A 25,606-nucleotide genomic window follows, 5' to 3' on the forward strand; every position below is an offset into this window, starting at 1 on the left:
CGAGGCTCGCCTGAGGCATCGTCGAGCGAGCCTCGCGGCGAGCCATTGCTCATTCTGCCCTAAGCGGGGATTCCGGCCGTTGCCACGCTCTCCGGCGAGGGCTCGGCGAGGCTGGCCTGTCCCTGATCGCCGCGTGTGGGCGATTCCGCCCGGACGCGCGTCTTCTTGGGGTCGAAATGGGGAAACGCCACGATGGTCGCGGGAAGCCGCTTCTGATGGCCGTCGAGCTTGCCGATCTCCACCGACCCACCGATGGCCGCCGCCGAGACGTCGAGGCGCGCCAGGGCGATGGTCTTGCCGAGGATCGGCGATTTCGTGGCGCTGGTGACGATCCCGACCTGGGTCCGGCCGTCATAGACGGGGTCGCCGTGCCCGACGGGCTCGTTGCCCGTGACGTCGAGGCCGACCATCCGCTTGTGCGGGTTGTCCCGCCGCCGCGCCACGGCCTCCGACCCGATGGAGGCGTCCGGCTTGTCCTTGGGCACCGTGAAGCCGATGCCCGCCTCGAACGGGTCGGTCTGGTCGCAGAAATCGTATCCGGCGAAGACGAGGCCGGCCTCGATCCGCAGCATGTCGAGGGCGGCGAGCCCCATCGGCGTCAGACCATGCGGCTCGCCGGCCGTCATGATCGAGTCCCAGATCGCGGTCGCCTGGCTCGGGTGGCACCAGACCTCGTAGCCGAGTTCGCCGGTATATCCCGTCCGCGACACCAGGACCGGCACGCCGTCGATGCGCCCGACGGTGAACCGGAACCATTTCAACTCGTCGACGGTGGGTTCCTGGGGCGGGCTGACCACGAGGCCGGACAGGATCGCCCGCGATCTCGGCCCCTGGACGGAGACGTTGTGGAGCTGGTCGGTGGAGCTCTTCACCCAGACCTTCAGCTTGTGGTCCTCGGCGAGCTTGCGCAGCCAGATGCCGGAATACTCGTCTCCGCAGATCCAGCGGAAGTTGTTCTGGCCGAGACGGAACAGCGTGCCGTCGTCGATCATCCCGCCATGCGGGTTGCACATGGCGGTATAGACGATCTGGTTGACGGCGAGCTTGCGCACGTTGCGCGTCACCGCCAGCTGCATCAGATCCTCGGCATCGGGTCCGATCACCTCGAACTTGCGCAGCACCGAGAGGTCCATGATCGTGGCCCGCTCGCGGCAGGCCCAGTATTCCTCCAGCGGGCCGGCCGCGTTGAAGCAGGTCGGCACCCAGAACCCGCGATAATCCTCCATCTTCCGGGTCAGGGCGGCGGTGCGCGGGTGAAACCCGGATTCGCGGGTGAGGCGCGGTTCGGCATCGGGGGTCATGCGGTGGCTCATACCCTTGGAGAAGGCGCTCTGGGAATCATAGACCCGGACGTGGATGTCGGTGGGGCACCAGCCATTGGCGGGATCGATGTCGTCGGCACAGGACGAGGTGGCGCAGACGAGGTCGGTCAGCGCCCGGAGGAGGACGTAATCGCCCGGGCGTGACCAGGGCTCGTCCATGGTGATCCTGTCGTCCGGCCCCGCCACGGTGTTGTAGAAGAAGTTGATCGCCGGCCAGCCTTTCTTGGGCCGGATTCCATGCGGGCGCAGCACCGCGTTGAAGTTGTCGGTGCAGTTCGAATGGCCGGGATATCCCATATCCTCGTAATACTTGGCCGAGCAGGCGAGCATGAACGTGTCGTGGCGCCCGACCGTATCCTGGACGATCTCCACCAGGGGGACCATGCGCGCGTCGAAATACTTCGACAGCAGGCCGGGTTTCGGCGCCGTCGATCCCATCAGGGTATGCGTGGTGGTGGCGTCGAGACCGTATTCGTCACCCGCTTCGAGGGCGACGGCATCGAAGGCCAGGAAATCCGCGCATTGGCGCCCGTCCACGTCGATGATCTGGATGTACTGGCCGGCCTTGACGGAAAAAGCCTCGGCGGTGGCGGCCTTCACGCGCAGGTCGAGGAGGGGCGGAGCCAGCGGCGGCGGCGCCCTCCCTTCGAGGGATGTGGCGGGCTCGATCTCCACCCGCAGATCGGTCGGGGGATCCTGCGCGTCCGGCGCCATCGGGCCGCCGGGAATGACGAGAACGCAGACGGAGCTCGCCGCCGCCGTGGCGTGGAAGGTCGATCCCGGCGGGGATTCCGCATGGAACAGCGCATGGGCTTCGAGATCGAACGGCGCAACGCCGCGCGCCGCGAGGGCGGCCTCCACCGATCCGCCGCCAGCCCCGTCTCCTCGTGTCCGCAGGGTATCCAAGAGGGGCGGGGCGCCCGGTGTCGCCTCCCCGAACGCGCCGGGGCCGGCATAGAGCCGGGCGGGCTGGCGCCCCTCCGGGTCGACGATGCGCAGGCGATCCCCGGCCTCGACCTCGAAGAAGGCACAGGCCCCTCCCCTCGCCGAGAACGAGAGCGTGCGCGGCGACCTTGCCCCCCACGCGCCCTCGGGCTGCATCCAGATCTGGTTCATTCGTCTATCCAGGGTGAACGGGTCGCAACGGATGCGGGCCGACGCGCCCCGCTCGGGGCCGTCATCGCCATCGGAGGCCGCTCCCCGGTGAGGCCGGGGAACGGCGTGATTCCAACACGGTTACGCGCGAAGAGCCTGCTTGATCGGATTTTGCAGCGGATGCTCATGCCAAAGTAAATCGGCTGCCAAAGTCGATCATCCAGGCCGACCTCCTCATCCTGAGGTGCCCGCGTCAGCGGGCCTCGAAGGAGGCCTCCAGTTGTCGCGCGATCCCTGGAACCCTCCTTCGAGGCCGCTACGCGGCACCTCAGGATGAGGTCAAGTCTTGGATAAACACCTCAAACAGGCTCCAATACAGCTCCGCGCTCATTCCGCGGCCTGGGGCAGGCCCATGAAGGCCTGGAGCGAATCGTCCATCGCCTTCATCCATGTGGTGTGATGGGCCGGCGACAGAGTTCCGGTGATGGTCGAGCGGTAGGACCGGTCGCGATAGGTGAGGATGCCCTCCATCTTGTGGTGCTCCCACTCCTTGAACAGCTCGGCGACCTTGTCGACGTCGAGACGCGGATAGTCGGTCGCCGCCAGGAGTTCGCGGACGTATTCCGTCTGGAAGTCGATCGCCTCGAACGGGTTGGTGAGCGTGTCCTGATAGGCCAGCCATTTGGCGATGTCGGCTTCCTGCTCCTCCGGACCCGGCAGCGCCAGCTTGCCCATCATGTAGTCGCGGGCATACCAGGCCTGGGCGTCGAACATGTTGAAGGTGTAATACTGGTCCTGCATCCCGAGATAGATCAGGTTCGGGTTGGACTGCCAGAAGATGCCCTTGTAGATCCCCGCCGGGTAGAGGCAGTTGTGGGATTTCAGCCGCAGGTCGTCCGGCAGGAACGGATAGGTGTGCTTGTAGCCCGTACAGAAGATGATCGCGTCGACCTCGGTGTCGCTGCCATCCTTGAAATAGGCCGTGTTGCCGACGAGCTTCTCCAGAAGCGGCCTCTCCTCGAACCCCGCCGGCCAGTCGAAGCCCATGGGCTTGGTGCGGTAGCTGAAGGTGATCGACGTGGCGCCGTACTTGATGCACTGCGTGCCGATATCCTCCGCCGAGTAGCTCGCACCGATCATCAGCAGGCGCTTGCCGGCGAACTCGTCGGCGACGCGGAAATCGTGCGCGTGCATCACGCGGCCGGGGAAGAATTCGAGCCCCTCGAAGCTCGGAACGTTGGGCACCGAGAAGTGGCCGTTGGCCACCACGACGTAGTCGAAGTCCTCGACCTGATGCTCGTCCTTGATCAGGTCCTTCGCCGTCACGGTGAACCGGCCGGTCTCCTCCGAATAGCTCACCCAGCGGACGGGGGTGCAGAAACGGATGTACTTGCGTACGTCGCTGCGCGCGACGCGGCCGGCGATGTAATCATGCAGCACGGCGCGCGGCGGATAGGACGGGATCGGCCGGCCGAAATGCTCCTCGAAGGAGTAATCCGCGAATTCGAGGCACTCCTTCGGGCCGTTCGACCAGAGGTAGCGATACATGCTGCTGTGGACCGGCTCGCCGTTCTCGTCGAGGCCGGTGCGCCACGAGTAGTTCCACTGGCCGCCCCAATCGGATTGCTTCTCGAAACAGACGAGCTCGGGGATCTCCTCGCCCGCGCGCCGCGCCGCCTCGAAGGCGCGCAGCTGGGCGAGGCCGCTCGGACCCGCGCCGATGATCGCAACCCGCTTCTTCATGATCAGATCCCCGTTCTATGTCTCGTGAGCCGGGCGGTCCGGGTCTCCCGATGGCGGTTCCCGATCGGTGCCGGACGCCCGCCAAAGACCATTCTCCCCCGAGGACAGATCCGGCGAGGGCGAAACCTCGGCGGAACATTCCTGCTGAGAAAATTTATACGCCTCGGAGAAATGGCCGTGCAATAGTGACTGTTGGCACTACTGTCGTCGCTCAGTTGTGCATTGCAAACGAAAAGGGGGGTTACTGATAAGCGAGAACCATGCCAGGCATCCCGGTCGAACCGGGTGGCACGTCCTGGACGTCCGGCGCGGGCCTATCCCTTTCCCGGCGGGGCTACGGTATTCACACATCTCGCGGGCAGCGCGGGTCCGAGGCCGGGCGCCGCGACGACGCGCCTGCTTCATGGGGAATGGCACCGTTTCAGGATGAAGGACGAACCGATCCGGAGCGGACCCGATCCGCTGGCCACCGCCGAATGGTACAGCCGGTTGGGCGACGTCGCCGCATCCATCGGGACCGAGCACTTTCACCGGAACCTGCTGTCCCTGTTCGCCCTCTGCGTGAAAAGCGATTCGGGATGGATCATCCGGTACTCGCGGGTGGCCCCGCCCGACGTGCTCTACACGACCGGGGTTCCGAGCGAGATCGTGGAGTTCTACAACAAGAAGTGCCTTCGCATCGATCCGTTCTCCCTCTACTGGAAGAACGGCGGCAAGCCGGGCATCCTGACCCTCTCGGAGATCGGGAACAGCAGCCCGGAATCGATCCTCTACGGCAAGATATTCAGGCCGGCCGCGAACATTTCCGACGAGCTCGGCATGTTCTTCTCGACGGTGGGGCATTGCTGCTTCGGGTTGTTCCTCGAACGCGAGCGCGGCGTGTTCTCGCAGGAGGACATCCGGCGGGCCAAGCTGGTCTTTCCCGCCCTGGAGGGATGCCACCGGAGCCATCTCGGCCATCTGTTCAGCAACCTGCGCTACACCGACGGGACGCAGGCGGAGGGGCTCCTCAACCGGCCGACCCTGATCCGCGACCGGCACGACGTGGAGGTGTTCGCCAACGAATCCTGGAAGCGGGCCGTCCAGTCGGATGCCTCGATCCTGCCGATGCTCGAGACCCTGGCGCCATCGGACGCCATCCGCACGGTCCATGCGCGCGATCACGTGATCACATCGGAGGTCTTCGACCGGGACTTCGCCCTGGCGCCGGGCGGCCGGATCTTCATGCTCGGGCCGAAGCCCGCGCCGCAGGACGAATCGGTGGGCTACCCGGCGGCGGCGGAGGTGCTGGTGGCGTTGACCCCGCGTGAGCGGGACATCCTGACCTTGACGATGAAAGGCCAGGCCACGGGCCAGATCGCGCAGAGTCTGGGGATCGGCAAGGGCACCGTCAAGAACTGCAAGATCCGCATCTACCGGAAGGCGGAGGTCACCTCCGAGCGCGATCTCATCAAGAAGTTCAGCCCGTTCTTCCCCTCGGCCTGAGGGAGGACGACGTTCACATGGTTCGCCGGCTGCGCCGCCCTGCCCTCCTTCCCCTCGTGGCTGCGCCCTTCACGGAAACGATTCGGGTGTCTTGAGTTTTGCAGCCTTTGGCGGTGTGCCGGCGGCGGGGTCGACGGTGAGGACGTCGCCGCCATCGGCATCGGCGTCCTCCTCGTCGCCGTTGCGTGATGCGCGATGGAGGATGTCGTCCCTCGGCATCCGGCTGGCGAGCGCGTCGATGGCGAGGCGCGACCGCAGCGGCAGATACCGTGCCGCGGGCCAGACGGCGTAGCAATCCATGGTCGCGTAGGGGCGGTTCGCCCAGAGCTGGACGAGTTCGCCCGCCTGCAGGCTGTCGCGGATCAGCCAATGCTGGAGCCAGCAGAGGCCGAGCCCGGCCTTGGCGGCGGCCAGGATGACTTCGACGTCGTCGAACCGAAGCCTGGCATGGGGGGAAACGGGGACGAGGACCCCGCCGGCATCCGGCAGGCGCCAGACATAGCCGCGGTCGCCGCGCGCATAGACCAGCGTGTCGTGCCCGGCTAGATCGGCAATGTCGTCCGGCCGTCCGCGCGCGGCGAGGTAGGACGGGGCAGCGCACAGCACCATGCGTTCCGTCACCAGCCGCCGGGCACGCAGGGAGCTGTTGTTGCCGAGCGCGCCGAAGCGCAATCCGAGATCGAAGCCGCCGGCGATCAGATCGACGACCCGGTCGCTGAAGTTCAGCTCGAGTTCCAGCTTCGGATGCGCCTTGGCGTAGTCGAGCAGGATCGGCGCCGCGCAGCGCCGACCGAGGAGAACGGGCATCGAAATCCTCAAGCACCCCGCGACTTCCCGGCGGCCCGATTCGAGGAGCGCCTCGCCGGTGCGCATTTCTTCGACGGCCCGCAGGCAATGTTCGTAGAATTGCTGCCCGGCTTCCGTCAGGCTCTGCGTTCGCGTGGTCCGTTGGAACAGCCGCACGCCGAGCCGCTCTTCGAGGCGCGCCACGGCCTTGCCGACGGCGGAGCGTGACAGGGCCAGCCGGTCGGCCGCCCGCGCGAACCCTCCGGCCTCCACCGCCTCCACGAAGATCTGCACGCCATCGAACTTGTCTCGCATCGGTCGCCCGGTCCCGCACGGCCTGCCACGTGGATTGTAGCGCTACAGGCAACAAAGAAGCGAATAACTGGGTCTAAAGCCGAATGGCAATCTACGCTAGAGGAGTGGCGGGCGTACAGCGCGGCCCGGACAGGAACGGCTCCGCCCCATGGGCAGCCGACGCGGTTCCTGACCGAAGGCACGGCTGGGACGACAATCGGAAGGGTTGAGTGATGAGCGGTAAAGTCGTTGTCGTGACCGGCGCGAGCAGTGGTTTCGGAAAGCTCACGGTCCTAGAACTCGCGAGGCGGGGTCATACCGTCATCGCGACCATGCGTGACGTCGAGGGCCGGAATAGCGCGGTCCGGAGCGAATTGATCGACGCCGCGAAGGCGGACGGGAATCCGCTGCAGGTTCTCGAAATGGATGTGGCCAGCGACGAGTCGGTCGAGGCCGCCATCGGTCACGTCATTGCCCAGCACGGCAGGATCGACGTTCTGGTCAACAACGCCGGCCTGATGCCGATCGGTGTGACGGAAGCCTATACGATCGCCGATGTCGAACGGCTGTTCGCGGTCAATGTCTTCGGGGCCATTCGCACCAATCGGGCCGTCCTGCCGCATATGCGCGCTGCCGGCAGCGGACTTCTCGTGCAGATCACGTCGTTGATGGGGCGATTCGTCATTCCCTTCTTCGGTGTCTATGCGGCGAGCAAGTTCGCGCTCGAGGCACTGGCGGAGACCTATCGCTACGAGCTCGGCGGATTCGGGATCGATTCGGTCATCGTCGAGCCGGGCCAGTTCCCGAGCAACCTCATCTCGTCGAGCCCCGAACCGTCCGATGCGGGGGTCCTGGCCTCTTATGGCGAGGTCGCGGCGATCCCGGGTCAGATCAAGGCCCATGCCGAACAGCCCTACGATCCCGCCCATCCGCCGCGCCCGCAACGGGTCGCCGATGCGATCGCAGGGCTGGTCGAGGCAACGGAGCGGCGTCCCCTGCGCACGGTCGTGATGCCCGAGGGCATGGATTTCGGCGTCGCGCGCATCAACGAGGCGGTCGCTCCCATTCAGAACGACGTGCTCAGGGCCATGGGCATGGCGCACATGATCTAAAAGCCTGTTTAAGTCGTCTTTCCAAGGATTTACCTCATCCTGAGGTTCCGCGTAGCGGCCTCGAAGGAGCCCGTTAGAGCGCTCTCCGCCGAAGTGGATGCCGGTTCGGCGAAAAAGAGCGCGGCAGTCAAAGGCCTAGAGCTGTGTCCCGACCCAACGTGGTCGGGCACAGCTCTAGGGATCGCGCGATCACTGGAGGGCTCCTTCGAGACCCTTTGCTCGAGCAAAGGGTCCCTCAGGATGAGGGGGTCTTATTCGAGGCGGGCCTGGTCCGGCTGGATGCCGAGGGACAGGGGCGCCCCGTCGTCCAGGGCGGCCAGGCGCGAGACCGCCATGCCGTGGAACCGGGTCAGGCCCTTGTACTCGACGAGTTCGGGCGGGAGGCTCGCCAGGACCCGGTGAAGGCGCTTGCGCCACTTCTCCACCCGCTCGATGTCCTGCAGGCTGATCAGGTAGCAGCGGATGCCGAACAGGATCGCGTTGGAGCGCGGCAGGCGGAACAGGGTCTGCAGTTCCACGCGCAGGTGGAGCTTGCCCGCGATGTTCTCCGGGGTCACGGTGGTGCGGTCCGGCCCCCAATCGGGATAGTTCTCGGGCGAGGTGTCGAGGCGCGGGTTGATCGTCATCGTCCAGTTCAGCCGGCGGACGGGATGCCCGTACTGCAGCCGCAGCAGATATTGCAGCGCCCGGTCGAACACCCCGATCTCGTGCGCCAGCGGCACCGGCCCGTGCCACTCGTGGAAGCTCATGCCGATATCGAATTCGAGCGACCAATCCGCCTGCGTGGTGACCATGCCGCCATCGACGTAGAGGTTGTCGTCCCGATGGTCCTGCAGGGTGAAGTCCCCCTGAGCCTGCCGGGTGATGTACTCGAACGGCTCGCAGGGCAGGGTGGACGCGTCGCCGAAGACGAAGCGCTGGTCGAGGCCCAGGGGGCGGTTGATCCAGTGCCAGGCGGTGCCGTCCCGCGTCAGGCTGAAATGCTCGGGGTAATCCGCCGACAGGCTCTCCATCAGGAGTTCGAGCGTGTCCCATTGCGCCGGCATCATGTGCGCCAGCACCTGGCATCGCTTCGGGTCGTGATCGAGGACGATCGCGCGCTCGCGGCATTCGGCGACGTAATGTTCGTCCACGTCGAACGCGTGTTCGAAGGCCGGCGACGTGCCCGCCTTCACATGCGGCTCGATGTTGACCGAGTACATGTATGTGTCTTCGCCGAACGGAAACGGGAAGCGGAGCACTGCCGCGTCGCTGTTCCGGTAGGAGAAGTCGTCCCGGAACGTCTCGTCGGTCTTGAACTGAATACCCATCTCAGCTTCCCTTTACCAAGCGGCGCCGATCCCGGCCGACGGCCGGCATCGATGCGTTCGGCGGATGCCCGCCGCCGCGCGGTCGTCCGGTCTTAAAAATCGAGCACCAGGGTCTCGGATCTGGCCCGCGAGACGCAGGTCGCGATGAGGCGGCCCTCCGCCTTCTCGGCATCGGACAGGACGTGATCCCGGTGATCGGGGATGCCCTCCACGAGGGGCAGGAGGCAGACGCCGCAGGCGCCCCCCCGGCAGAGGCACGGAGCCTCGATGCCTTCGCCCTCCAGCGCTTCGAGCAGGGTCTGCGAGGCCCCGACCGCGATCGACCGGCCGGACCGCGCCAGGGTGACGGTGAACGGCTCGCCGCCCTTGTCCCCGCCGAAACTCTCGCGGTGGATCGCGTGCGGCGTCCAGCCGAGGCCGCGCGCCGTCTCCTCGACCGCGTCCATCAGGCCCTGAGGCCCGCAGGTATAGACATGGGTTCCCAGCGGCTGATCGGCGAGGAGGGCGGCGAGATCCGGCCGCTCTCCCCGTCCGACGCCATGGACGTGGATGCCGGCCGCGTCCGAGCCGAGCAGGCCCCGGAAGGTCTCGACCTCGTCGGGGGCGCAGAACTGATGCAGTTCGTAGGCGGCGCCGCGCGACGCCAGGACCGGCCGGTAGGACAGGAACGGCGTCAGCCCGATGCCGCCGGCGATCAGGATGTGCTTGCGGGCGAGCGACGCGATCGGGAACAGGCTGGCCGGCGCGCTCAGCTCGACGGCGTCACCGATCTCGAGCCTGTCGTGCAGGAAGTGGGAGCCGCCGCGCGAGTCCGGAACCCGGCGGACGACGATCGCGTAGTGATCGCGCTGATCGGGCGGCGTCACCAGCGAATAGGCGTTCTGCCAGACCCGGTCCGGCCCCCGCAGGGTGACGAGGACATGCGCCCCCGGCGGCGATGTGGGAAACGCCCCGCCCTTCTCGGGAACGAAGCGGAACCGCTTCAGCGTCGGGTTCAGGCGTTCGATCTCGGCGACGCGCGCCGACAGCTTGCCGTCGAGGATCATGAATAGGCCTGCTCTGCCGGAGGGACTTCGCCGGCGACCTCGGCATCGATCTTGACCCCCATGAAGGCCGACAGGCGCCGCGAGAAATGATCCCGCACGAACAGGTTGGCGCCGCAGCCGTCGCATCGGACGATGGTGGTCGTCACGCCGTGATTGAAGGTCCGGCAATGGACGCAGGCCACGCGCCGCGCTCGTGTGCCGGAATGGCACTGGAAGATCTCCTGCTTGGTCATCCCCGCGCGCTGCGCCGTGTTGAAGACGTCCCACAGGAAATCCTCGGTCCCGCTCACGTAGAGCCGCAGACCCATGCGCTCCCGCGCGAGGCGATGGTCGAGGCGATCGATGAGGTGTCTCGGCGAACGGAACCCTCGTTCGTGAACGGTCTCGGAGGGTGGGATCCGGCCCTCCTGGTCGGGGCCTGCGACGAACCAGACCTCCACCTCCCTGTCGGGCGGGGCCTCGAAGCGGTAGGCGGGCGAATCCGACACCAACAGGTGGCGCAACCCGGACAGATCCATCGCCAGCGATTGATAGACCGGTCGGCTCTTGATGGACTGATCTGACATCGACCTCGACTCGACAATGGGCGGGGCGGCGGCCGGAGCGGAGGGCGCCGAACCAGAGGACCAATTCAGTCCCGTCGACAAAGCCGGCTCCGTCTTGCTTGCGCGGCGATCTGGTTCTTTAAGAGAATTTCATTTTCTCCAAGAGAACAACAATGTCAATCGCCGTTTTCGACCGAAGTCCCGGCCAAGGAGTTTCGGCTAATGGGTCGGATGCCGGTTCGATGGGCGGCGGACCATTGTTTCGGAACCCGCTGCCGTCATGGTCCGCACTCCCGTGCGGGATGCGCAGGGTCGCAGGGCGCGCGCCCGAAAGCGAGAGGCCATGTCGACGATCCGCTCGAATCGAGAAGGTCCATCGCGGTCGGATCTCTCGTCATGCCCGCGATCGGCAGACATCCATGCCCATTTACTGGTCACATCTGCCCGAAAATCAAATCTTATGGAAAATTTCGATGCAATTCCACTGTTCGCTCGAGGGGGAGCCGCAATAGCGCTTGACAGCGGCTCAACCGAAGAGAAATGATTATTCCTGTAGAGAATTTCAGGAGTTCGACCGGCAGTCTTCCACTGACGTGATGTGTCGGGCTCGCATGAAACGTGCGCACCGGCGGTCGCGGCGCCCCGGCTATCCGGAAAGACTTCGTGTGACCCTCTCCGCAAGGACGGGAAATATCCATGTCGCTGACGATACATCGACACGCACATCCCTAGCTTAGAATTCATCACGAAACGTCCGGTCGGCATCGATCCTCGCTCCGGGCACGCCGGTGCGGCGGAAGTTTCGTGAGGGACACTCGAAACCTCCTTCGGAACACCCTTCTGCGGCGCCGATCCATTTGGCGGAGCGGCGCCCCGAGCCAGACGACACTCCGGATGCGCCTCGACCCCGCCGAGACCGTGCGGACACGCATCGCCCCGGGATCACACCTTCGGCGAGGGCACGGGTCGATCCGGACCGAACCCTCGATACGACCAATGGAGAGCTGAATCATGAGCACCGGACTGGCATCCTCGGCAAAGCCCGTGGCGGGCTTCACCTCCCCCGCCACCGGGACGGCCGAAGACGGGAAGCTGCATCGCAGCATCAACTGGACGGGCGCGTTCTGGGTCGCGAGCGGCGTTCCCGCCCTCGTCCTGTTCTCGGTGGGCGGCATTGCCGGCAATACGGGCAAGCTCGCCTTCCTGATCTGGACGCTCTCCATGATCATGGGCTTCATCCAGTCCTTCACCTATGCGGAGATCGCCGGCCTGTTCCCGAACAAGTCGGGGGGCGCGTCGGTCTACGGGGCCGCGGCCTGGGTCCGCTACACCAAGCTGGTGGCGCCCCTCTCGGTCTGGTGCAACTGGTTCGCCTGGTCGCCGGTCCTGTCGCTGGGCTGTTCCATCGCGGCCTCCTACATCATCAACGCGGTGGCGCCGCAGCCCACGGCCACGTCGCCGGCCGTGGTGCAATGGCTCGCCACCAACGGTGCCGCCCTGCAGATGGCCGATGCCGACAAGGTGACGGCGGCCATCGCGGCCGTGGCGCCCGGCATCCGCACCTGGACCCTGTTCACCACCACCCTCGGCCCGGTCTCGCTCTCCCTCAACCTGGCCTTCTTCATCGGCGCCGCCCTCATGCTCGCGGTCTTCGCCGTGCAGCACCGCGGTATTCTCGGAACGGCGAACGTCCAGAAGTATATCGGTCTCCTCGTCATCATCCCGATGTTCATCGTCGGCGTGGTTCCGCTGCTGATCCACGGCGTGAACTGGGAGAACTTCTCTCCCCTCGTCCCCCTCGCGGCGCCGGCCGCTCCCGCGCCGGGTGCCTGGAACATCACGGGCTGGACGCTGGTCCTCGGCAGCATGTTCATCGCGGCCTGGTCGACCTACGGGTTCGAGACGGCGATCTGCTACACCAGCGAGTTCCGTGATCCCGCCAAGGATACGTTCAAGGCGATCTTCTATTCGGGCCTGCTCTGCCTCCTGCTGTTCACCCTCGTGCCCTTCACCTTCCAGAGCATGCTCGGCGTCGAGGGGATGCTGGAGGCCTCCATCGTCGACGGGTCGGGTGTGGCGGCCGCACTGGCGCACATGGTCGGCGGCGGTCCCATCGTCGAGAACTTCCTCGTCATGCTGATGATCCTGGCCCTCGTGCTCTGCATCATGACGGCGATGGCGGGGTCCTCGCGCACCCTCTACCAGGGCTCGGCCGACGGCTGGCTGCCGCGCTACCTCAGCCACGTCAACGAACATGGCGCGCCGACGCGGGCGATGTGGACCGATCTCGTCTTCAATCTCGCGATCCTGGCGATCGCCTGTGCCGATGCGACGAGCTTCTTCTTCATCCTGGCCGTGTCGAATTGCGGCTACATCATCTTCAACTTCCTCAACCTCAACTCAGCCTGGATCCACCGCATCGACTCGGCGCATATCCCGCGCCCCTACCGCGCACCGACCTTCGTCCTGGTGCTCGGCGGCGTCTTCGCCTTCGTGAACGTGATCTTCATGGGCGCGGGCGCGAAGGTCTGGAACCCGATCGCCCTCTGGGCCGGCCTGATCACCGCCGCCCTGATCATCCCGGTCTTCTGCTACCGCCACTATGTCCAGGACGGCGGCAAGTTCCCGGCCGAGATGTACGAGGACCTGCATGTCGGCCCCGACGGTGCGGTGAGCCGCCGCCGGGCGGGAATCCTGCCCTACCTGACGCTGGCCGCCGGCGTCGTGGTGCTCCTCCTCTCGAACTGGTTCTTCCAGCTGTGATCGAACCGGGCTGCCGGGCCCCTGGGCTCCGGCAGCCCGCGCGTGGGACGAGACAGGGTCCGCCCAATCAAAAAACGGAACGCTAGAGCTGCGCCCGACCACGTTGGGTCGGGGCACATCTCTAGGCCTTTGTTTTGCCGCGCTCTTTTTCGCCGAACCGGCATCCGCTTCGGCGGAGAGCGCTCTAAGGGACAGCCGCCATGAGCTACACAGACCTTCCCCGCCAGTCGGCCCTCAACGAACGCCACCTGGCCCTGGGCTCGACACTCGACGCCGAGTGGAACGGGATGCCCATCCCCCAATCCTACCGCACCGACCGCTACGAGGAGACCACCATCGTCCGCTCGCGGGCGGGCCTGTTCGACGTCTCCGGCCTTCGCATCGTCAACGTCTCCGGTCCGGACGCGGAAGCGATGCTGAACGCGATGCTCACCAGCGACGTCGGCAAGATCGCGCAGGGCCGATCGGCCATCAGCAACATCGTCGACGAGAACGGCTCCCTGATCGACGACGTGCTGGTCTACCGCGACGGGCCGCAGGCCTTCCGCGTCTCGCATGGCGGCGGCAGCCTCGAAGACGTTCTTCCCGAATTCACAGAAGGCCGCGCCGTGGAGGCGGCCCGCGACGACGACGTCCACATCCTGTCGCTGCAGGGACCGCTGGCGCTCGCTATCCTCGCGCCGCACACGCCCTTCGACCTGCCGACGCTGAAGTATTTCGAGCATGTGCGCACGACGCTGTTCGGCCGCGACGTATCCCTGGCGCGGGGCGGCTACTCGGCCGAGCGCGGCTACGAGGTGTTCTGCGCCGCCAAGGACGCCGTCGCCATCTGGGACGCGATCATGCAGGCCGGCGAGCCCTTCGGCATCGTGGCGGCCTCCTGGGACTGCCTCGACATCGTGCGCGTGGAGGGCGGCCTGCTGTTCTTCCCCTTCGACATGCCCAAACCCGACACCACGCCGTGGGAAATGGGCCTGGCCTGGACCGTCGACCTCGACAAGCCGGATTTCCGCGGCAAGGCCGCCCTGCTGGCGAGGAGGGGCACCGAGCGTTTCAGCCAGGTCGGCCTCGAAATCCTGCACCATGAGGCGGTGACGCCCGGCGCCAAGATCTTCAAGGACGGACTCGAGGTCGGCACCGTCAACAGCACCACCTACAGCCGGCACCTGATGAAGTCGCTGGGCCTCGCCCACCTGCCGCCGGAGCTCGCCGCCCTCGGCACGGAGGTCGAGGTCCGGACCGAGACCGGCCCGCTGGTCGCCAACGTGGTGCGGACGCCGTTCTACGACCCGATGCGCCTGCGCACCCATCCGGCCGACGAACGGACCGCCTGATACCGGGCGGCGTCCCCCTCCCCCCTGTGGCTACGGCCTGGACGGACGGGGAACCCGCGGTACCGGCGAAATCGGCGGTCCCGCTTCCAGAGGCTCGCGCTCACGCGGCACCCTTCCGCGGACGGAGACCGGCGCCGGTCACGCACGGGCTTCGGTGAGGTCGTCCCAGAGCCGGTCGGCCGCATCGTTGCGGCAGTCGAGGGAGCGGAACAGCCTGATGTCGATGGGGATGTCGAACCGGTCCGGACCGGCGCGCACGAGCCTGCCGCGCGCCTGATCTTCGGCCGCCAGCGTCTGCGGCAGCCAGGCGATGCCGTGTCCGTTCCGCGCCATCGTCATGAGCGCCGCCGCCAGATGAGAGGTGAGCGCTGTGGCCGAATGGGCCGGCTCGCGATCCGGGAAGGCCGCGATGATGCGCCCGAGCCCCGAGGCCTGGCTGTATCTCAGATAGGGCAGAGGCGCCTCCGGCGTTCCCGGCAGCGACCATGTCGGCTCGCCGTCCGAGGTGGGGGCGCAGAGGGGAACCAGCAGGTCGTCGCCCAGGGACAGGCTCGGAAACCGCTCCGCTTCGAAGCGCGTCCGTGCATCCGGGTGATGGTGGCACAGGAGGAAGTGGACCTCGCCGGCGAGCATGATGGCTTCGCAGGCCTCCATGCTGTCGGAGATCAGGTTGAGGGTGCCCAGCGTCTGATGGTGCATCAGGCCGCGGATCCAGTTCGGAAAGAACGTGAACGACAGGGCGTGGGTCGCCGCGATGGAGAGCGTCGCCGTGTCCCGGGCGCCCACCTCCCGCGCGTCGCGTCGTGCCCGCTCCAGGCTGCGCATCATGTCCTGGGCCGCCGGCTGGAAGGCGAGCCCGGCCGGCGTGAGCACCGCCCCCTGCGGACCACGGGCGAACAGGGGCGTGCCGACCCAATCCTCGAGGGCACGGATGCGCCGGCTGAAGGCCGGCTGCGTCACGCTCCGCGCCTCGGCCGCGCGCGAGAACGTCTTCTGCTCCGCCAGGGCGAGGAAGTCCTTCAGCCAGTCCAGATCCATCGATCAGCCAGTGTCCGTCAGCCCGTCCAGCCCGATGCCGACCGCGCATAGCGCGCACCGAACATGGCATTGGCCGAGCGACGGTGTCCAGGCGTAAGGACGGCATCAAGCCCCGCAAGAGGGATCACTAATCAAGCTGCCCGCTAAGTGGCAGATCAGGAGGAAACAGATCATGAAGTCATGGCTAAGCCGACTCTATGTTCAAGTCTTCATAGCAATCGTCATCGGCGGGCTCGTCGGGTATTTCCTGCCCGACGTCGCCGTCACGCTGCAGCCCCTGGCGGACGGCTTCATCAAGCTGATCAAGATGCTGCTCGCGCCGGTCATCTTCGGCACCATCGTGGTCGGCATCGCCAAGATGGGCAACTTGAAGGAGGTCGGCCGCATCGGTGTGCGCGCGCTGATCTACTTCGAGGTCGTCTCCACGCTGGCCCTCGTCATCGGCCTCGTCGTGGTCAACGTGATGCAGCCGGGCGTCGGCATGAACATCGACGCCACGCAGATCGACGGCAGCGCCATCGCCTCCTACGCCAAGCGGGCGGAAGCGCAGCCCGGCATCGTCGGCTTCTTCATGGACATCATCCCCTCGACGATGGTGGATGCCTTCGCCAAGGGCGCGATGCTGCAGATCATTCTGATCTCGCTGCTCTTCGGCGTCGCGCTGGTTCAGGCGGGCGAACGCGGCAAGCCGGTGGTGGTCGTCATCGACAGCCTGCTGGACGCGCTGTTCCGCATCGTCGCCATGGTGATGCGCCTGGCCCCCATCGGTGCGGGTGCCGGTGTCGCCTTCACCATCGGCAAGTACGGCTTCGGCACCGTCTGGTCCCTCGCCTACCTCATGCTCGGTGTCTACGTCACGTCGATCCTGTTCGTCGTGGTCGTGCTCGGCTCCGTCTGCGCCTGGACCGGGTTCTCCCTGGTCAAGGTCCTCGGCTTCTTCAAGGACGAGATCCTCATAACCTTCGGCACCTGCTCCACCGAGGCCGTGATGCCCCGGATGATGGCCAAGCTGGAGCGGGTGGGCTGCGAGAAGTCGGTGGTCGGCCTCGTGCTGCCCACGGGCTACACCTTCAACGCCGACGGCACCTGCATCTACCTGACCATGGCGGCGATCTTCGTCGCCCAGGCCACCAACACGCCTCTCGGCATCGGCGACCAGCTCGTCGTCCTGGGCGTGCTGCTCTTGACCTCGAAAGGGTCGGCGGGTGTCGCCGGGGCCGGGTTCGTCACCCTCGCCGCCACCCTGTCGAGCATCCACACCGTCCCGGTCGCCGGCCTCGTCCTTCTGCTGGGCGTCGATCGCTTCATGAACGAGGCACGGGCGGTCACGAACCTGATCGGCAACGCGGTCGCCACCATCGCGGTCGCCAAGTGGGAAGGCGCCTTCGACCTGAACAAGGCGGAAGAAGCCTACCGCGACCGGGCCGCCGTCGCCTCCGAGAACGTCGTTCCCGACACGGAAGCCGGGCATGCCCTGCCCCGCCCCGTGGCGGCCGCCCACTAGACCTTCCGACCGACCCCCTTCCATCCCGTTCCCCTCACGCGAAATTCTTCGCATCTCAAGGAGAGCCACCATGCGTATCGTCGACGTCTGCGAGGTCACCAAGCCGATCTCCTCGCCCATCCGCAACGCCTATATCGACTTCTCGAAGATGACCGCCAGCCTCGTGGCCGTGGTCACGGACGTGGAGCGCGACGGCCGCCGGGTGGTGGGCTACGGCTTCAATTCCAACGGCCGCTACGGCCAGGGCGGCCTGATCCGCGAGCGCTTCAAGAACCGCATCCTCGAGGCCGACCCCAAGAGCGTCCTCAACGAGGCCGGCGACAACCTCGACCCGCACAAGCTCTGGGCGGCGATGATGACCAACGAGAAGCCCGGCGGCCACGGCGAGCGCTCGGTGGCGGTGGGCACCCTCGACATGGCGATCTGGGACGCCACCGCCAAGATCGCCGGCAAGCCGCTGTTCCGGATGCTCGCCGAGCAGAAGGGCGTCGAGGCCAATCCGCGCGTCTTCGTCTACGCGGCCGGCGGCTATTACTATCCCGGCAAGGACGACACCCAGCTGCGCGCCGAGATGCGCGGCTACCTCGACCGGGGCTACAACGTCGTGAAGATGAAGATCGGCGGCGTGCCGATCGAGGAGGACCAGCGCCGCATCGAGGCCGTGCTGAAGGAGATCGGCTCCCAGGCGCAGCTCGCCGTCGACGTGAACGGCCGCTTCAACCTCGAACAGGGCATCGCCTACGCCAAGATGCTGCGCCAGTACCCGCTGTTCTGGTACGAGGAGATCGGCGATCCCCTCGACTACGCCCTGCAGGCCGCGATCTCCGAGTTCTATCCCGGCCCGATGGCGACCGGCGAGAACCTGTTCTCGCACCAGGATGCCCGCAACCTTCTGCGCTACGGCGGCATGCGGCCCGACCGCGACTACCTGCAGTTCGACTGCGCCCTCTCCTACGGCCTCGTCGAGTATCTCCGCACCCTCGACGTGCTGGAGCAGTTCGGCTGGTCGCCCAAGCGCTGCATCCCGCATGGCGGTCACCAGATGTCGCTCAACATCGCGGCCGGCCTGGGGCTGGGCGGCAACGAGAGCTACCCGGACCTGTTCCAGCCCTATGGCGGCTTCCCGGACGGGGTGAAGGTCGAGGACGGCCACATCGTCATGCCCGAACTGCCGGGCATCGGCTTCGAGGGCAAGTCGGACCTCATCAAGGTCATGCGCGAGCTCGCGGAGTAAGCGCCGATCGATCGCCGTGCGGGGTTCATCGAGCCCGGCACGGCCCCTCCCCCTGCCGCCTGGCCTCGGGCGACAGCCGTTCCTGCGAGCCGGTCAGCCGAGACGGGCCGGCCCCGGGGACGGCAAACCGGAATCGACGTGACGAGGAAATCCGTACGATGCGTCCGCTCAGCGATGACGAGCGAGCCGTTCTATCCGCTCTGACCGAAGACTTCGTCAGCGCCACGGTGGTCAAGGTCAGGTCCGGCCTTCCGCGCGGCCAGAGGAACGAGACAGTCCTCGCGGCCTGTATGGGATTGGCGCAACGCGGTCTTGCCGAGCGGGCCGGCTCCGGGTTGCGGTCCACCCTCCGTTGGCGGAAAGCACGAGGTGCCTTCGCCCCGGAGCGGGAGCGCCACCTCCACGGAACACGCAACTGCGAAGAGGCCCCATGACAGCGCATGCGAAGGCGGAGATCCTGCTGCTGAAGGCGATCCTTCCCGATACGATCCGAGCCCTCGACGAGCGCTTCGTCCTCCACCGCCTGGATCGGGCCACGGACCGGGACGCGTTCCTGGCGGAGGTCGGCCCGGCCATCCGCGGCGTGGTGGTGGGAGGTCAGGCGCCGGCGGGAGCCGATCTGTTCGCGCGCCTTCCCGCCCTGGAGATCGTCGCCAATTTCGGTGTCGGCTACGACACGATCGACGTCGCGGACGCCAAGGGGCGGGGCGCCGTCGTCACCAACACCCCGGACGTGCTCACCGAGGAGGTGGCCGACCTCGCCCTCGGCCTGCTCCTGGCCACCGTCCGCCGCCTCCCCCAGGCCGACCGCTATCTCCGCGCGGGCGCCTGGCCGAAAGCCCCGTTTCCCCTCTCGCCCTCCCTGCGCGGGCGCCGCATCGGCATCCTCGGCCTCGGGCGGATCGGGCACGCCATCGCCACGCGCCTCGACGGGTTCGGCTGCGCCATCGCCTATCACGGCCGCCGCCGGCAACCCGAAGTGGCCTACGACTACCACCCGAGCGTGGTCGAGCTGGCGCGGGCCTGCGACGTCCTCGTGGTCGTGGCTCCCGGCGGCGGAGCCGGCCCCCTCGTCAACGCGGAGGTGCTGGGCGCCCTCGGTCCGGAGGGCATCCTCATCAACGTGGCCCGCGGCAGCCTCGTCGACGAGGACGCCCTGATCGTGGCCCTGCAGCGGGGCGCGATCCACTCGGCCGGCCTCGACGTGTTCGCCGACGAACCCCGGGTTCCCGACGCCCTCATCGCCTTGGACAACGTCGTCCTGCTGCCGCATGTGGGCTCGGCCACCCACCACACCCGCCGTGCCATGGGAAACCTCCTCGTGGACAACCTCGTTTCCTGGTTCGAGGGTCGGGGGCCGGTGACCCCCGTCGCCGAGACGCCCTGGCCGTCGAGCGCCGCCTGAACTCCCGAACCCAGCCGTCCCATCCGCGGAGAGCCGATCCCATGACATCACGCAGCTATCGCATCGCCGTCATTCCGGGCGACGGGATCGGCAAGGAGGTCGTGCCGGAGGGCGTGCGCGTCCTCGAAAAGGCCGCCAAGCGCCACGGCTTCAGCCTCGAGTTCGACTGGTTCGACTTCGCCAGCTGCGATTATTACGAGCGGCACAACCGGATGATGCCGGAAGACTGGAAGGCGCAGATCGGGGGCCACGACGCGATCTTCTTCGGCGCGGTCGGCATGCCGGACCGGGTGCCCGATCACGTCTCGCTCTGGGGCTCGCTGATCCTGTTCCGGCGGGAATTCGACCAATACGCCAACCTGCGCCCGGTGCGCCTGATGCCGGGGGTGAAGAGCCCGCTCGCCGACCGCAAGCCCGGCGACATCGATTTCTGGGTGGTCCGCGAGAACACGGAGGGCGAATACTCGAATGCGGGTGGGCGCATGTTCGCCGGCACCGACCGCGAATTCGCCCTGCAGGAGACGATCATGACGCGCCACGGCGTCGACCGCATCCTGAAATTCGCCTTCGAACTGGCCCAGAGCCGGCCGAAGAAGCACCTGACCTCGGCCACCAAGTCCAACGGCATCTCGATCACGATGCCCTATTGGGACGAGCGGGTGAAGGAGATGGCCAAGGCCTACCCGGACGTGGCCTGGGACCAGTACCATATCGACATCCTGACCGCCCATTTCGTGCTGAACCCGGACCGGTTCGACGTGGTCGTCGCCTCGAACCTGTTCGGTGACATCCTCTCCGATCTCGGCCCCGCCTGCACGGGCACGATCGGCATCGCACCCTCCGGCAACATCAACCCGGAGCGGCTCTTCCCCTCGGTGTTCGAGCCGGTGCACGGCTCGGCCCCCGACATCGCCGGCCAGGGCATCGCCAATCCCATCGGCCAGATATGGTCCGGCTCGATGATGCTGGAGCATCTCGGCGAGCACGAGGCCGCCCGGGAGATCGTCACCGGGATCGAGCGCGTCCTCTCCGAGCGAACCCTGCGCACCCGCGATCTCGGCGGCAACGCCGATACCGAAGCCTGCGGCAGGGCGGTGGAAGAAGCCCTCGGATAAGGGCGTCTTTCCGGGAATACCGGGACGCGGCCGACCTGGCACTGCCGACCTGGCACCGCGATCCCGAGCACATGGATCCGGAGAGGGACGAGCGCGGGCTTCGACGGTAGGCGCATCGGTGCATGTTCGGGAAACAGCGATGCGGCTTTATACTTAGATAGCGCAAGAAGGGCTCCGCACGCCCGCGCCCCCCGAGCACGAAGACAAGCTAAAGGGAACTCTATCTTAACAGCGTTCAGGCTAGGTCCGGCCGGTACACAGTCTGGCCGAGACCAGTTCGCAGTTAGGATGAGCTAGAGCGCGCCATGAAGCGTCGGGATTTCCTCATTGGGGCATCCGCCCTTGGCTTGGCCTCCTCGTCTTTCGCGAAGGCCGCCGTCTCACCGCTCCAGGCGCCGGCGGCTGCGCCCGCGGGCGCCCGGATCGCGCGGGTCGCCATACACCCGGCGATCGGCTTTTCCCGGGTCGGCAATTCCGACGCATGGTTTCCCGCGCCCGAGGTGCCGGGCCTCCTCGACGAGCCGGCGGGCGGCTTCAAGGATTCCGAAGGCCGCATCAAGAAGCAGGTTCAGCGGTTCCGCCTCTACGGCTACGACGAGGAGGGCCGCGTGGTGCGCGAACTCGACGCGTCGAAGGGCGTCCGCTGGAGCGTCCACGTGGCCAACACCAAGGCCGCCTGGTACGGGTTCATCAACGCGCTCGACCAGGGGCCGGCGGCGCCCGGCATCCCCGGCACCCAGCGCAATCCCCTGGTCCAGGCCGACCGGCGCGACGATCTCCTGGTGATCGACCCAGGCGTCATCCAGATCGGCGGCGTCTCCGCCAATGCGGCGGGCAAGGATCCGGCCTGCCGCATGCAGGGCCGGTTCTGGAACACCCTCGATGTCGATCTCGGCCACCTGCGCACCGACGAGAACGGGCGCCTGCTGGTCTTTGCCGCAAACGGCATCTCGCGCACGGCCCTGCCGCAGAACCCGGTGCGCGACTTCACCAACAACGACGGCTGGCACGACGATTGGTGCGACGGCTGGGTGCAGGCCAGGGTCGAGATCGACGGAGCCTCCGTGCCCTGCGAACCGGCCTGGATCGTCTGCTGCGGTCCGAAATTCGCGCCCCAACTCGAACCCATCGTCACCCTCTACGACGCCGCCCGCGAGGCGATGGTCGAGCTCGGCCATCTGAAGGCCCCCTCCGACACCGTCTCGTTCCGGCGCGACGTGCTGCCGATCCTGCGCCGGGCCGGCACCATGCAATGGGTGGCCACCTCCTCGTTCCTCGGCGCGGCCTGGAACCAGATCGGCGATCTCTCCAGTCCGGCGCTCATCGCCACGCTGGCGCGCCCGCATGAAGAAAGCCGCGCGACGCGGCAGAACGTTCTCCAGGCCTTCCGCCGTCCGGGCGGCGAGGACCAGCGAGCCGCCGCCATGCCGATCATGCTCGGCGACGGGGTGAATTATCCCGAGAGCCAGCGCACCTGGCTCACCCTCACGCCGACCCAGTACCGTCAGCTCGAACTCTGGGCGGACGGAAAATTCGCCGACGATTACGACGACGCGGCGGCCGATTCCGTCACGCGCCTCGACGACCTGCCCCTCGCCCTCCGGCCGGAGGCCCTCACCCGTGCCGCGCTCGATGCCTGCTCGGGGGGAGCCTTCCACCCCGGGGTCGAGATCACGTGGCCGATCCGTCATGCCGCCCTCTATCGCGGCCGTGACGAGACGAAGCTGCCCTTCCGCATCAAGATGTCGGATCGACCGGGCCTGATCCAGGATCTCGGCCTGCAGCTCAATGCCACGAACGTTTTCGCGGGCAACCCCGCCAAGCCGCGCGACGGGGCTCCCATCGGCCCGCAGGCCCCCGGCGACCTGACCCGCTGGATGGGCGTGCCCTGGCAGGGCGACGCCTTCAGCTGTCAGGCGGTCCTGACGGCCTCGGGCTTCCCCACCCCGGTCTGGTGGCCCGCGCTGCTGCCGGTGGATGTCCTGCCGGAGCCATTCTACGAGCAGGTCATGCGCACCGATCTCAGCGACGAGGAGCGCCTGCGCTTCTACCATGCGCGGGTGCCGTGGGCGCGGGGCGCGGCCGGTATCGGCCTTCACGTGGAGGCCGGCTACACCGATGGCCTGCGCCGCATGATCGAGCTGTGGACCCGCATGGGTGTCCTCGTCCGCCGCCCCGGCCCCAAGGGCCTGGCCGGCGTGCCGGAGACGATCTACGTGGAGACCCAGCGCGGCTCCATGGACATCGCAGCACCGTTCCCCCGCCGCTGAGCGCGACGCGCGTGGACCGTATCGTGGTCGTCGGGGCGGGAGTCGCCGGCCTGTCCGCCGCCCGGCGCCTGACCCTCGCCGGACATTCTCCCGTCCTCGTCGCGCCGGATCGCGTCGTGCCCAGCCGGGGGGAAACGCTCTCCGCCACGGCAGCGTCGTTTATGGACGGGCTCGGCTGGTCCGCCCTGATCGACGGCGACACCGCCATGGCCAGCCAAGGGCGCTTCTCGATCTGGGGCGACAGCGCCTTGCGCAGGGCGGCCGGGCACGAGAACGGCGCCCATATCGACCGCTCCCTGCTCGAAGCACGGATGGCGGCGTCTCTGGCCGACAGCGGGTTCGAGCGCCTCGCGGACGCCGTAGTCGGCCTGGAGCATCTTCCCCGCGGCGTCCGCATCGGCTTGGCCGACGGGCGATGGCTGGATGCGGCGGCGGTGATCGATGCGAGCGGCCGGGCCGCGCTCTCCGGCGGACCGACCGCCCATCGGCGGCGCCTCGACCGGCTCGTCTGCGCCTACCAGGTGCACGACGTGCCCGACGATGCCGAGCTTGCCGCCGCGACCCTGGTCGAGGCGGTGGAGCCGGGCTGGTGGTACATGGCGCCGATGCCGGGCCGGCGCATGATGATCGGCCTGTTCACCGATTCCGATCTCCTGCCCGCAGGGGCGGCGAAGGATGGGAGGCTCTGGGCGGATGCGGCCGGGCAAACCCTCGCCATCGCCGCCCGCCTGGACAGCCTCGGCCTCGACACTGCCTGTGCCTCGCTGTCTCCCCAAGTTGCGCCGGCCGCCTCGGTCGTGCCGACATGCCTGGTCGAGGGGCGCATCCTGCGCTGCGGCGATGCGGCGGCCTCCCTCGATCCGCTCGGGGCGAACGGTATTGCTACGGCGCTCTGGAGCGGCATCCGGGCCGCGGACGCCGCGCTGGCCCTCGCCGCCGACGATCCGGCCCCGGCACTCGCCTACGAGGGCGCCTTTCTCGAAGGCATCGCGCATCACCTCTCCGCGCAGCGGAGCCTCTACACCGCCGAACGGCGCTTTGCCGACGCCCCCTTCTGGACCCGGCGGCATGCTTTCCCCTGACTCCGAGGACGATCCCATGAGACCCGGTTTTCCCTCCCTGCTCGCCGCGCTTCTCGCGGTGCTCGTCCCCGCCGCGGCTTGCGCCGACGAGACGAGCCGTGTCGAGATCCTCGCTCCGAACGCAGAGACGATCACCCCCAGCGGCACCTGGAGCATCGGCGCACGGGCGGGAGATTTCGTGTTCATCGGCGGGATGCGCGGGGTCGACCGGGCCACCGGTCAGCTCATCGAGGGCGAGGAGGCCCGCATCCGCCGCATGTTCGACAACATGCTCGCCGCCGCCGCCGTGGCCGGGGCCACGAAGTCCGATGCCGTTCGCCTGACCGTGTTCGTCACGGACGTCGCCCGGCTGCGGCCGATCGTCAACACAGTGCAGAAGGACATCTGGGGCGACGGTCCGTATCCACCACGCACCGTGCTCGAGGTTCCCCGCCTCGATCAGAATGACATCGCCGAGATCGACGGCACCTTCTACAGGCCCACAGTCAAATGAAAGATTGCGGTGGTTGCCGTAAGACGCGGTCGTCCATCTCGATCAAGCCCATGAAAAAGATCGCCGACCGGGCACCAAGCGCCACCTCGGCACCGACGCGCGCTGCGCGCCGCTCCGCTTCTGCCTGAGCGGGGCCAAGCGGCACGACACCGTCATGGTGAGTCGAGGTACGCGACAGGGAATTGCAGATGTCGCGCGACGTCATCAGTGCAACGTAAGGATGAAGGCGGGTGAGGACTGACGGGTTCGCGCGGTCGGGGGCGACGTGATTCGCTTTGGCAAGCCGGAGGTTTGCCATGTCGAAGGCCTTGGAACCGCGCGGGGATTTTGATGCCGAGGCTCTACGATGGTTGGCGCGCGCGAGCCGGGATGCGGGCCTGAGCCGCTGGCACATCGCCGGCGACCTCGTGGTCCCCGACACCGTCACCGTATCGCCGCTGCGGTCTCATGCGCCCGAACTCAAGCCGGTCGAGACTGTCTGGCAGTTCATGCGCGACAACCGGCTCGGCGACATGATCTTCGCCTCCCACGAGGACGTTCCCGATCGATGCTGCGCGGCCTGGAACAAGCTCGTTGCCCAGCCTCGGCGCATCATGTTCCCTCGGACTGCGCAACTGGGCCTATCGGTGA

The 25,606-nt window shown here is 67.2% G+C and carries 18 protein-coding genes and 2 pseudogenes; 13 read left to right on the forward strand and 7 right to left on the reverse strand.

Going from position 1 to position 25,606, the window contains the following annotated elements; genetic code table 11:
* Positions 1-59: 59 nt before the first annotated feature.
* The gene (locus tag ASF08_RS05195; RefSeq protein WP_056142224.1) at positions 60-2,438 is read right to left on the reverse strand and encodes a DUF1989 domain-containing protein; all 2,379 of its coding nucleotides are present in this window, start codon (positions 2,436-2,438) and stop codon (positions 60-62) included.
* A 366-nt stretch (positions 2,439-2,804) separates the two neighbouring features.
* Complete coding sequence (locus ASF08_RS05200; RefSeq protein WP_018043964.1) at positions 2,805-4,160, reverse strand: NAD(P)-binding domain-containing protein; 1,356 nt, start codon at positions 4,158-4,160, stop codon at positions 2,805-2,807.
* Positions 4,161-4,586: 426 nt separating this feature from the next.
* Between ASF08_RS05200 and ASF08_RS05205 the strand changes: the two genes are divergently transcribed.
* Complete coding sequence (locus ASF08_RS05205; RefSeq protein ID WP_056142226.1) at positions 4,587-5,645, forward strand: helix-turn-helix transcriptional regulator; 1,059 nt, start codon at positions 4,587-4,589, stop codon at positions 5,643-5,645.
* Between the two features lie 69 nt (positions 5,646-5,714).
* Here ASF08_RS05205 and ASF08_RS05210 read toward each other — a convergent pair whose 3' ends face one another.
* A complete protein-coding gene (locus tag ASF08_RS05210) occupies positions 5,715-6,746 on the reverse strand; it encodes a LysR family transcriptional regulator (RefSeq protein ID WP_056142229.1) in 1,032 nt (343 codons plus the stop codon).
* Positions 6,747-6,958: 212 nt separating this feature from the next.
* On the opposite strand from ASF08_RS05210, the gene ASF08_RS05215 reads away from it, so the two are divergent.
* Positions 6,959-7,837 (forward strand): SDR family oxidoreductase, encoded by an 879-nt coding sequence (locus ASF08_RS05215; protein ID WP_026175962.1) that lies wholly within the window; start codon positions 6,959-6,961, stop codon positions 7,835-7,837.
* Positions 7,838-8,088: 251 nt separating this feature from the next.
* On the opposite strand, the gene ASF08_RS05220 is transcribed toward ASF08_RS05215, so the two are convergent.
* The 3 genes from ASF08_RS05220 to ASF08_RS05230 form a co-directional block, all read right to left on the reverse strand.
* A complete protein-coding gene (locus tag ASF08_RS05220; RefSeq protein ID WP_056142232.1) occupies positions 8,089-9,147 on the reverse strand; it encodes a heme-dependent oxidative N-demethylase family protein in 1,059 nt (352 codons plus the stop codon).
* A gap of 92 nt (positions 9,148-9,239) precedes the next feature.
* On the reverse strand, positions 9,240-10,193 hold the full coding sequence (locus tag ASF08_RS05225) for a PDR/VanB family oxidoreductase (RefSeq protein ID WP_056142235.1): 954 nt from the start codon (positions 10,191-10,193) through the stop codon (positions 9,240-9,242).
* Positions 10,190-10,759, reverse strand: a complete 570-nt coding sequence (locus tag ASF08_RS05230) for a dimethylamine monooxygenase subunit DmmA family protein (RefSeq protein ID WP_056142239.1) — start codon at positions 10,757-10,759, stop codon at positions 10,190-10,192. The genes ASF08_RS05225 and ASF08_RS05230 overlap by 4 nt, the downstream gene beginning before the upstream one ends.
* 990 nt (positions 10,760-11,749) lie before the next feature.
* Here ASF08_RS05230 and ASF08_RS05235 point away from each other — a divergent pair.
* Positions 11,750-13,501, forward strand: coding sequence for an APC family permease (locus ASF08_RS05235; RefSeq protein ID WP_082473073.1), 1,752 nt, complete (start codon positions 11,750-11,752; stop codon positions 13,499-13,501).
* 200 nt (positions 13,502-13,701) lie between these two features.
* Positions 13,702-14,835, forward strand: a complete 1,134-nt coding sequence (locus ASF08_RS05240; RefSeq protein ID WP_056142242.1) for an aminomethyltransferase family protein — start codon at positions 13,702-13,704, stop codon at positions 14,833-14,835.
* Between the two features lie 138 nt (positions 14,836-14,973).
* Here ASF08_RS05240 and ASF08_RS05245 read toward each other — a convergent pair whose 3' ends face one another.
* Positions 14,974-15,873, reverse strand: coding sequence for a LysR family transcriptional regulator (locus ASF08_RS05245; RefSeq protein ID WP_056142245.1), 900 nt, complete (start codon positions 15,871-15,873; stop codon positions 14,974-14,976).
* Positions 15,874-16,045: 172 nt separating this feature from the next.
* Between ASF08_RS05245 and dctA the strand changes: the two genes are divergently transcribed.
* From dctA to ASF08_RS25680, 9 genes and pseudogenes are all read left to right on the forward strand, one after another.
* Positions 16,046-17,377 (forward strand): C4-dicarboxylate transporter DctA, encoded by a 1,332-nt coding sequence (gene dctA, locus ASF08_RS05250; protein WP_056142250.1) that lies wholly within the window; start codon positions 16,046-16,048, stop codon positions 17,375-17,377.
* A gap of 70 nt (positions 17,378-17,447) precedes the next feature.
* Positions 17,448-18,611 (forward strand): mandelate racemase/muconate lactonizing enzyme family protein, encoded by a 1,164-nt coding sequence (locus ASF08_RS05255; protein ID WP_018043975.1) that lies wholly within the window; start codon positions 17,448-17,450, stop codon positions 18,609-18,611.
* A 430-nt stretch (positions 18,612-19,041) separates the two neighbouring features.
* The gene (locus ASF08_RS05265; protein WP_056142255.1) at positions 19,042-20,016 is read left to right on the forward strand and encodes a 2-hydroxyacid dehydrogenase; all 975 of its coding nucleotides are present in this window, start codon (positions 19,042-19,044) and stop codon (positions 20,014-20,016) included.
* 41 nt (positions 20,017-20,057) lie between these two features.
* Complete coding sequence (locus ASF08_RS05270) at positions 20,058-21,131, forward strand: tartrate dehydrogenase (RefSeq protein WP_056142257.1); 1,074 nt, start codon at positions 20,058-20,060, stop codon at positions 21,129-21,131.
* A gap of 305 nt (positions 21,132-21,436) precedes the next feature.
* Entirely contained in the window at positions 21,437-23,401 is a 1,965-nt protein-coding gene (gene goxA, locus ASF08_RS05275; protein ID WP_056142259.1) for a CTQ-dependent glycine oxidase GoxA, read from the forward strand.
* 11 nt (positions 23,402-23,412) lie between these two features.
* Entirely contained in the window at positions 23,413-24,483 is a 1,071-nt protein-coding gene (locus ASF08_RS05280) for an NAD(P)/FAD-dependent oxidoreductase (RefSeq protein WP_056142262.1), read from the forward strand.
* A 16-nt stretch (positions 24,484-24,499) separates the two neighbouring features.
* The gene (locus ASF08_RS05285; RefSeq protein WP_056142264.1) at positions 24,500-24,976 is read left to right on the forward strand and encodes a RidA family protein; all 477 of its coding nucleotides are present in this window, start codon (positions 24,500-24,502) and stop codon (positions 24,974-24,976) included.
* 64 nt (positions 24,977-25,040) lie between these two features.
* Positions 25,041-25,142 (forward strand): annotated as a pseudogene (locus tag ASF08_RS25675) (IS5/IS1182 family transposase); the annotation flags it as partial.
* A 220-nt stretch (positions 25,143-25,362) separates the two neighbouring features.
* A pseudogene (locus tag ASF08_RS25680) lies at positions 25,363-25,606 on the forward strand (IS630 family transposase); the annotation flags it as partial.

It is taken from the genome of Methylobacterium sp. Leaf85, assembly GCF_001422125.1.
Classification (GTDB): Bacteria; Pseudomonadota; Alphaproteobacteria; order Rhizobiales; family Beijerinckiaceae; genus Methylobacterium; species Methylobacterium bullatum.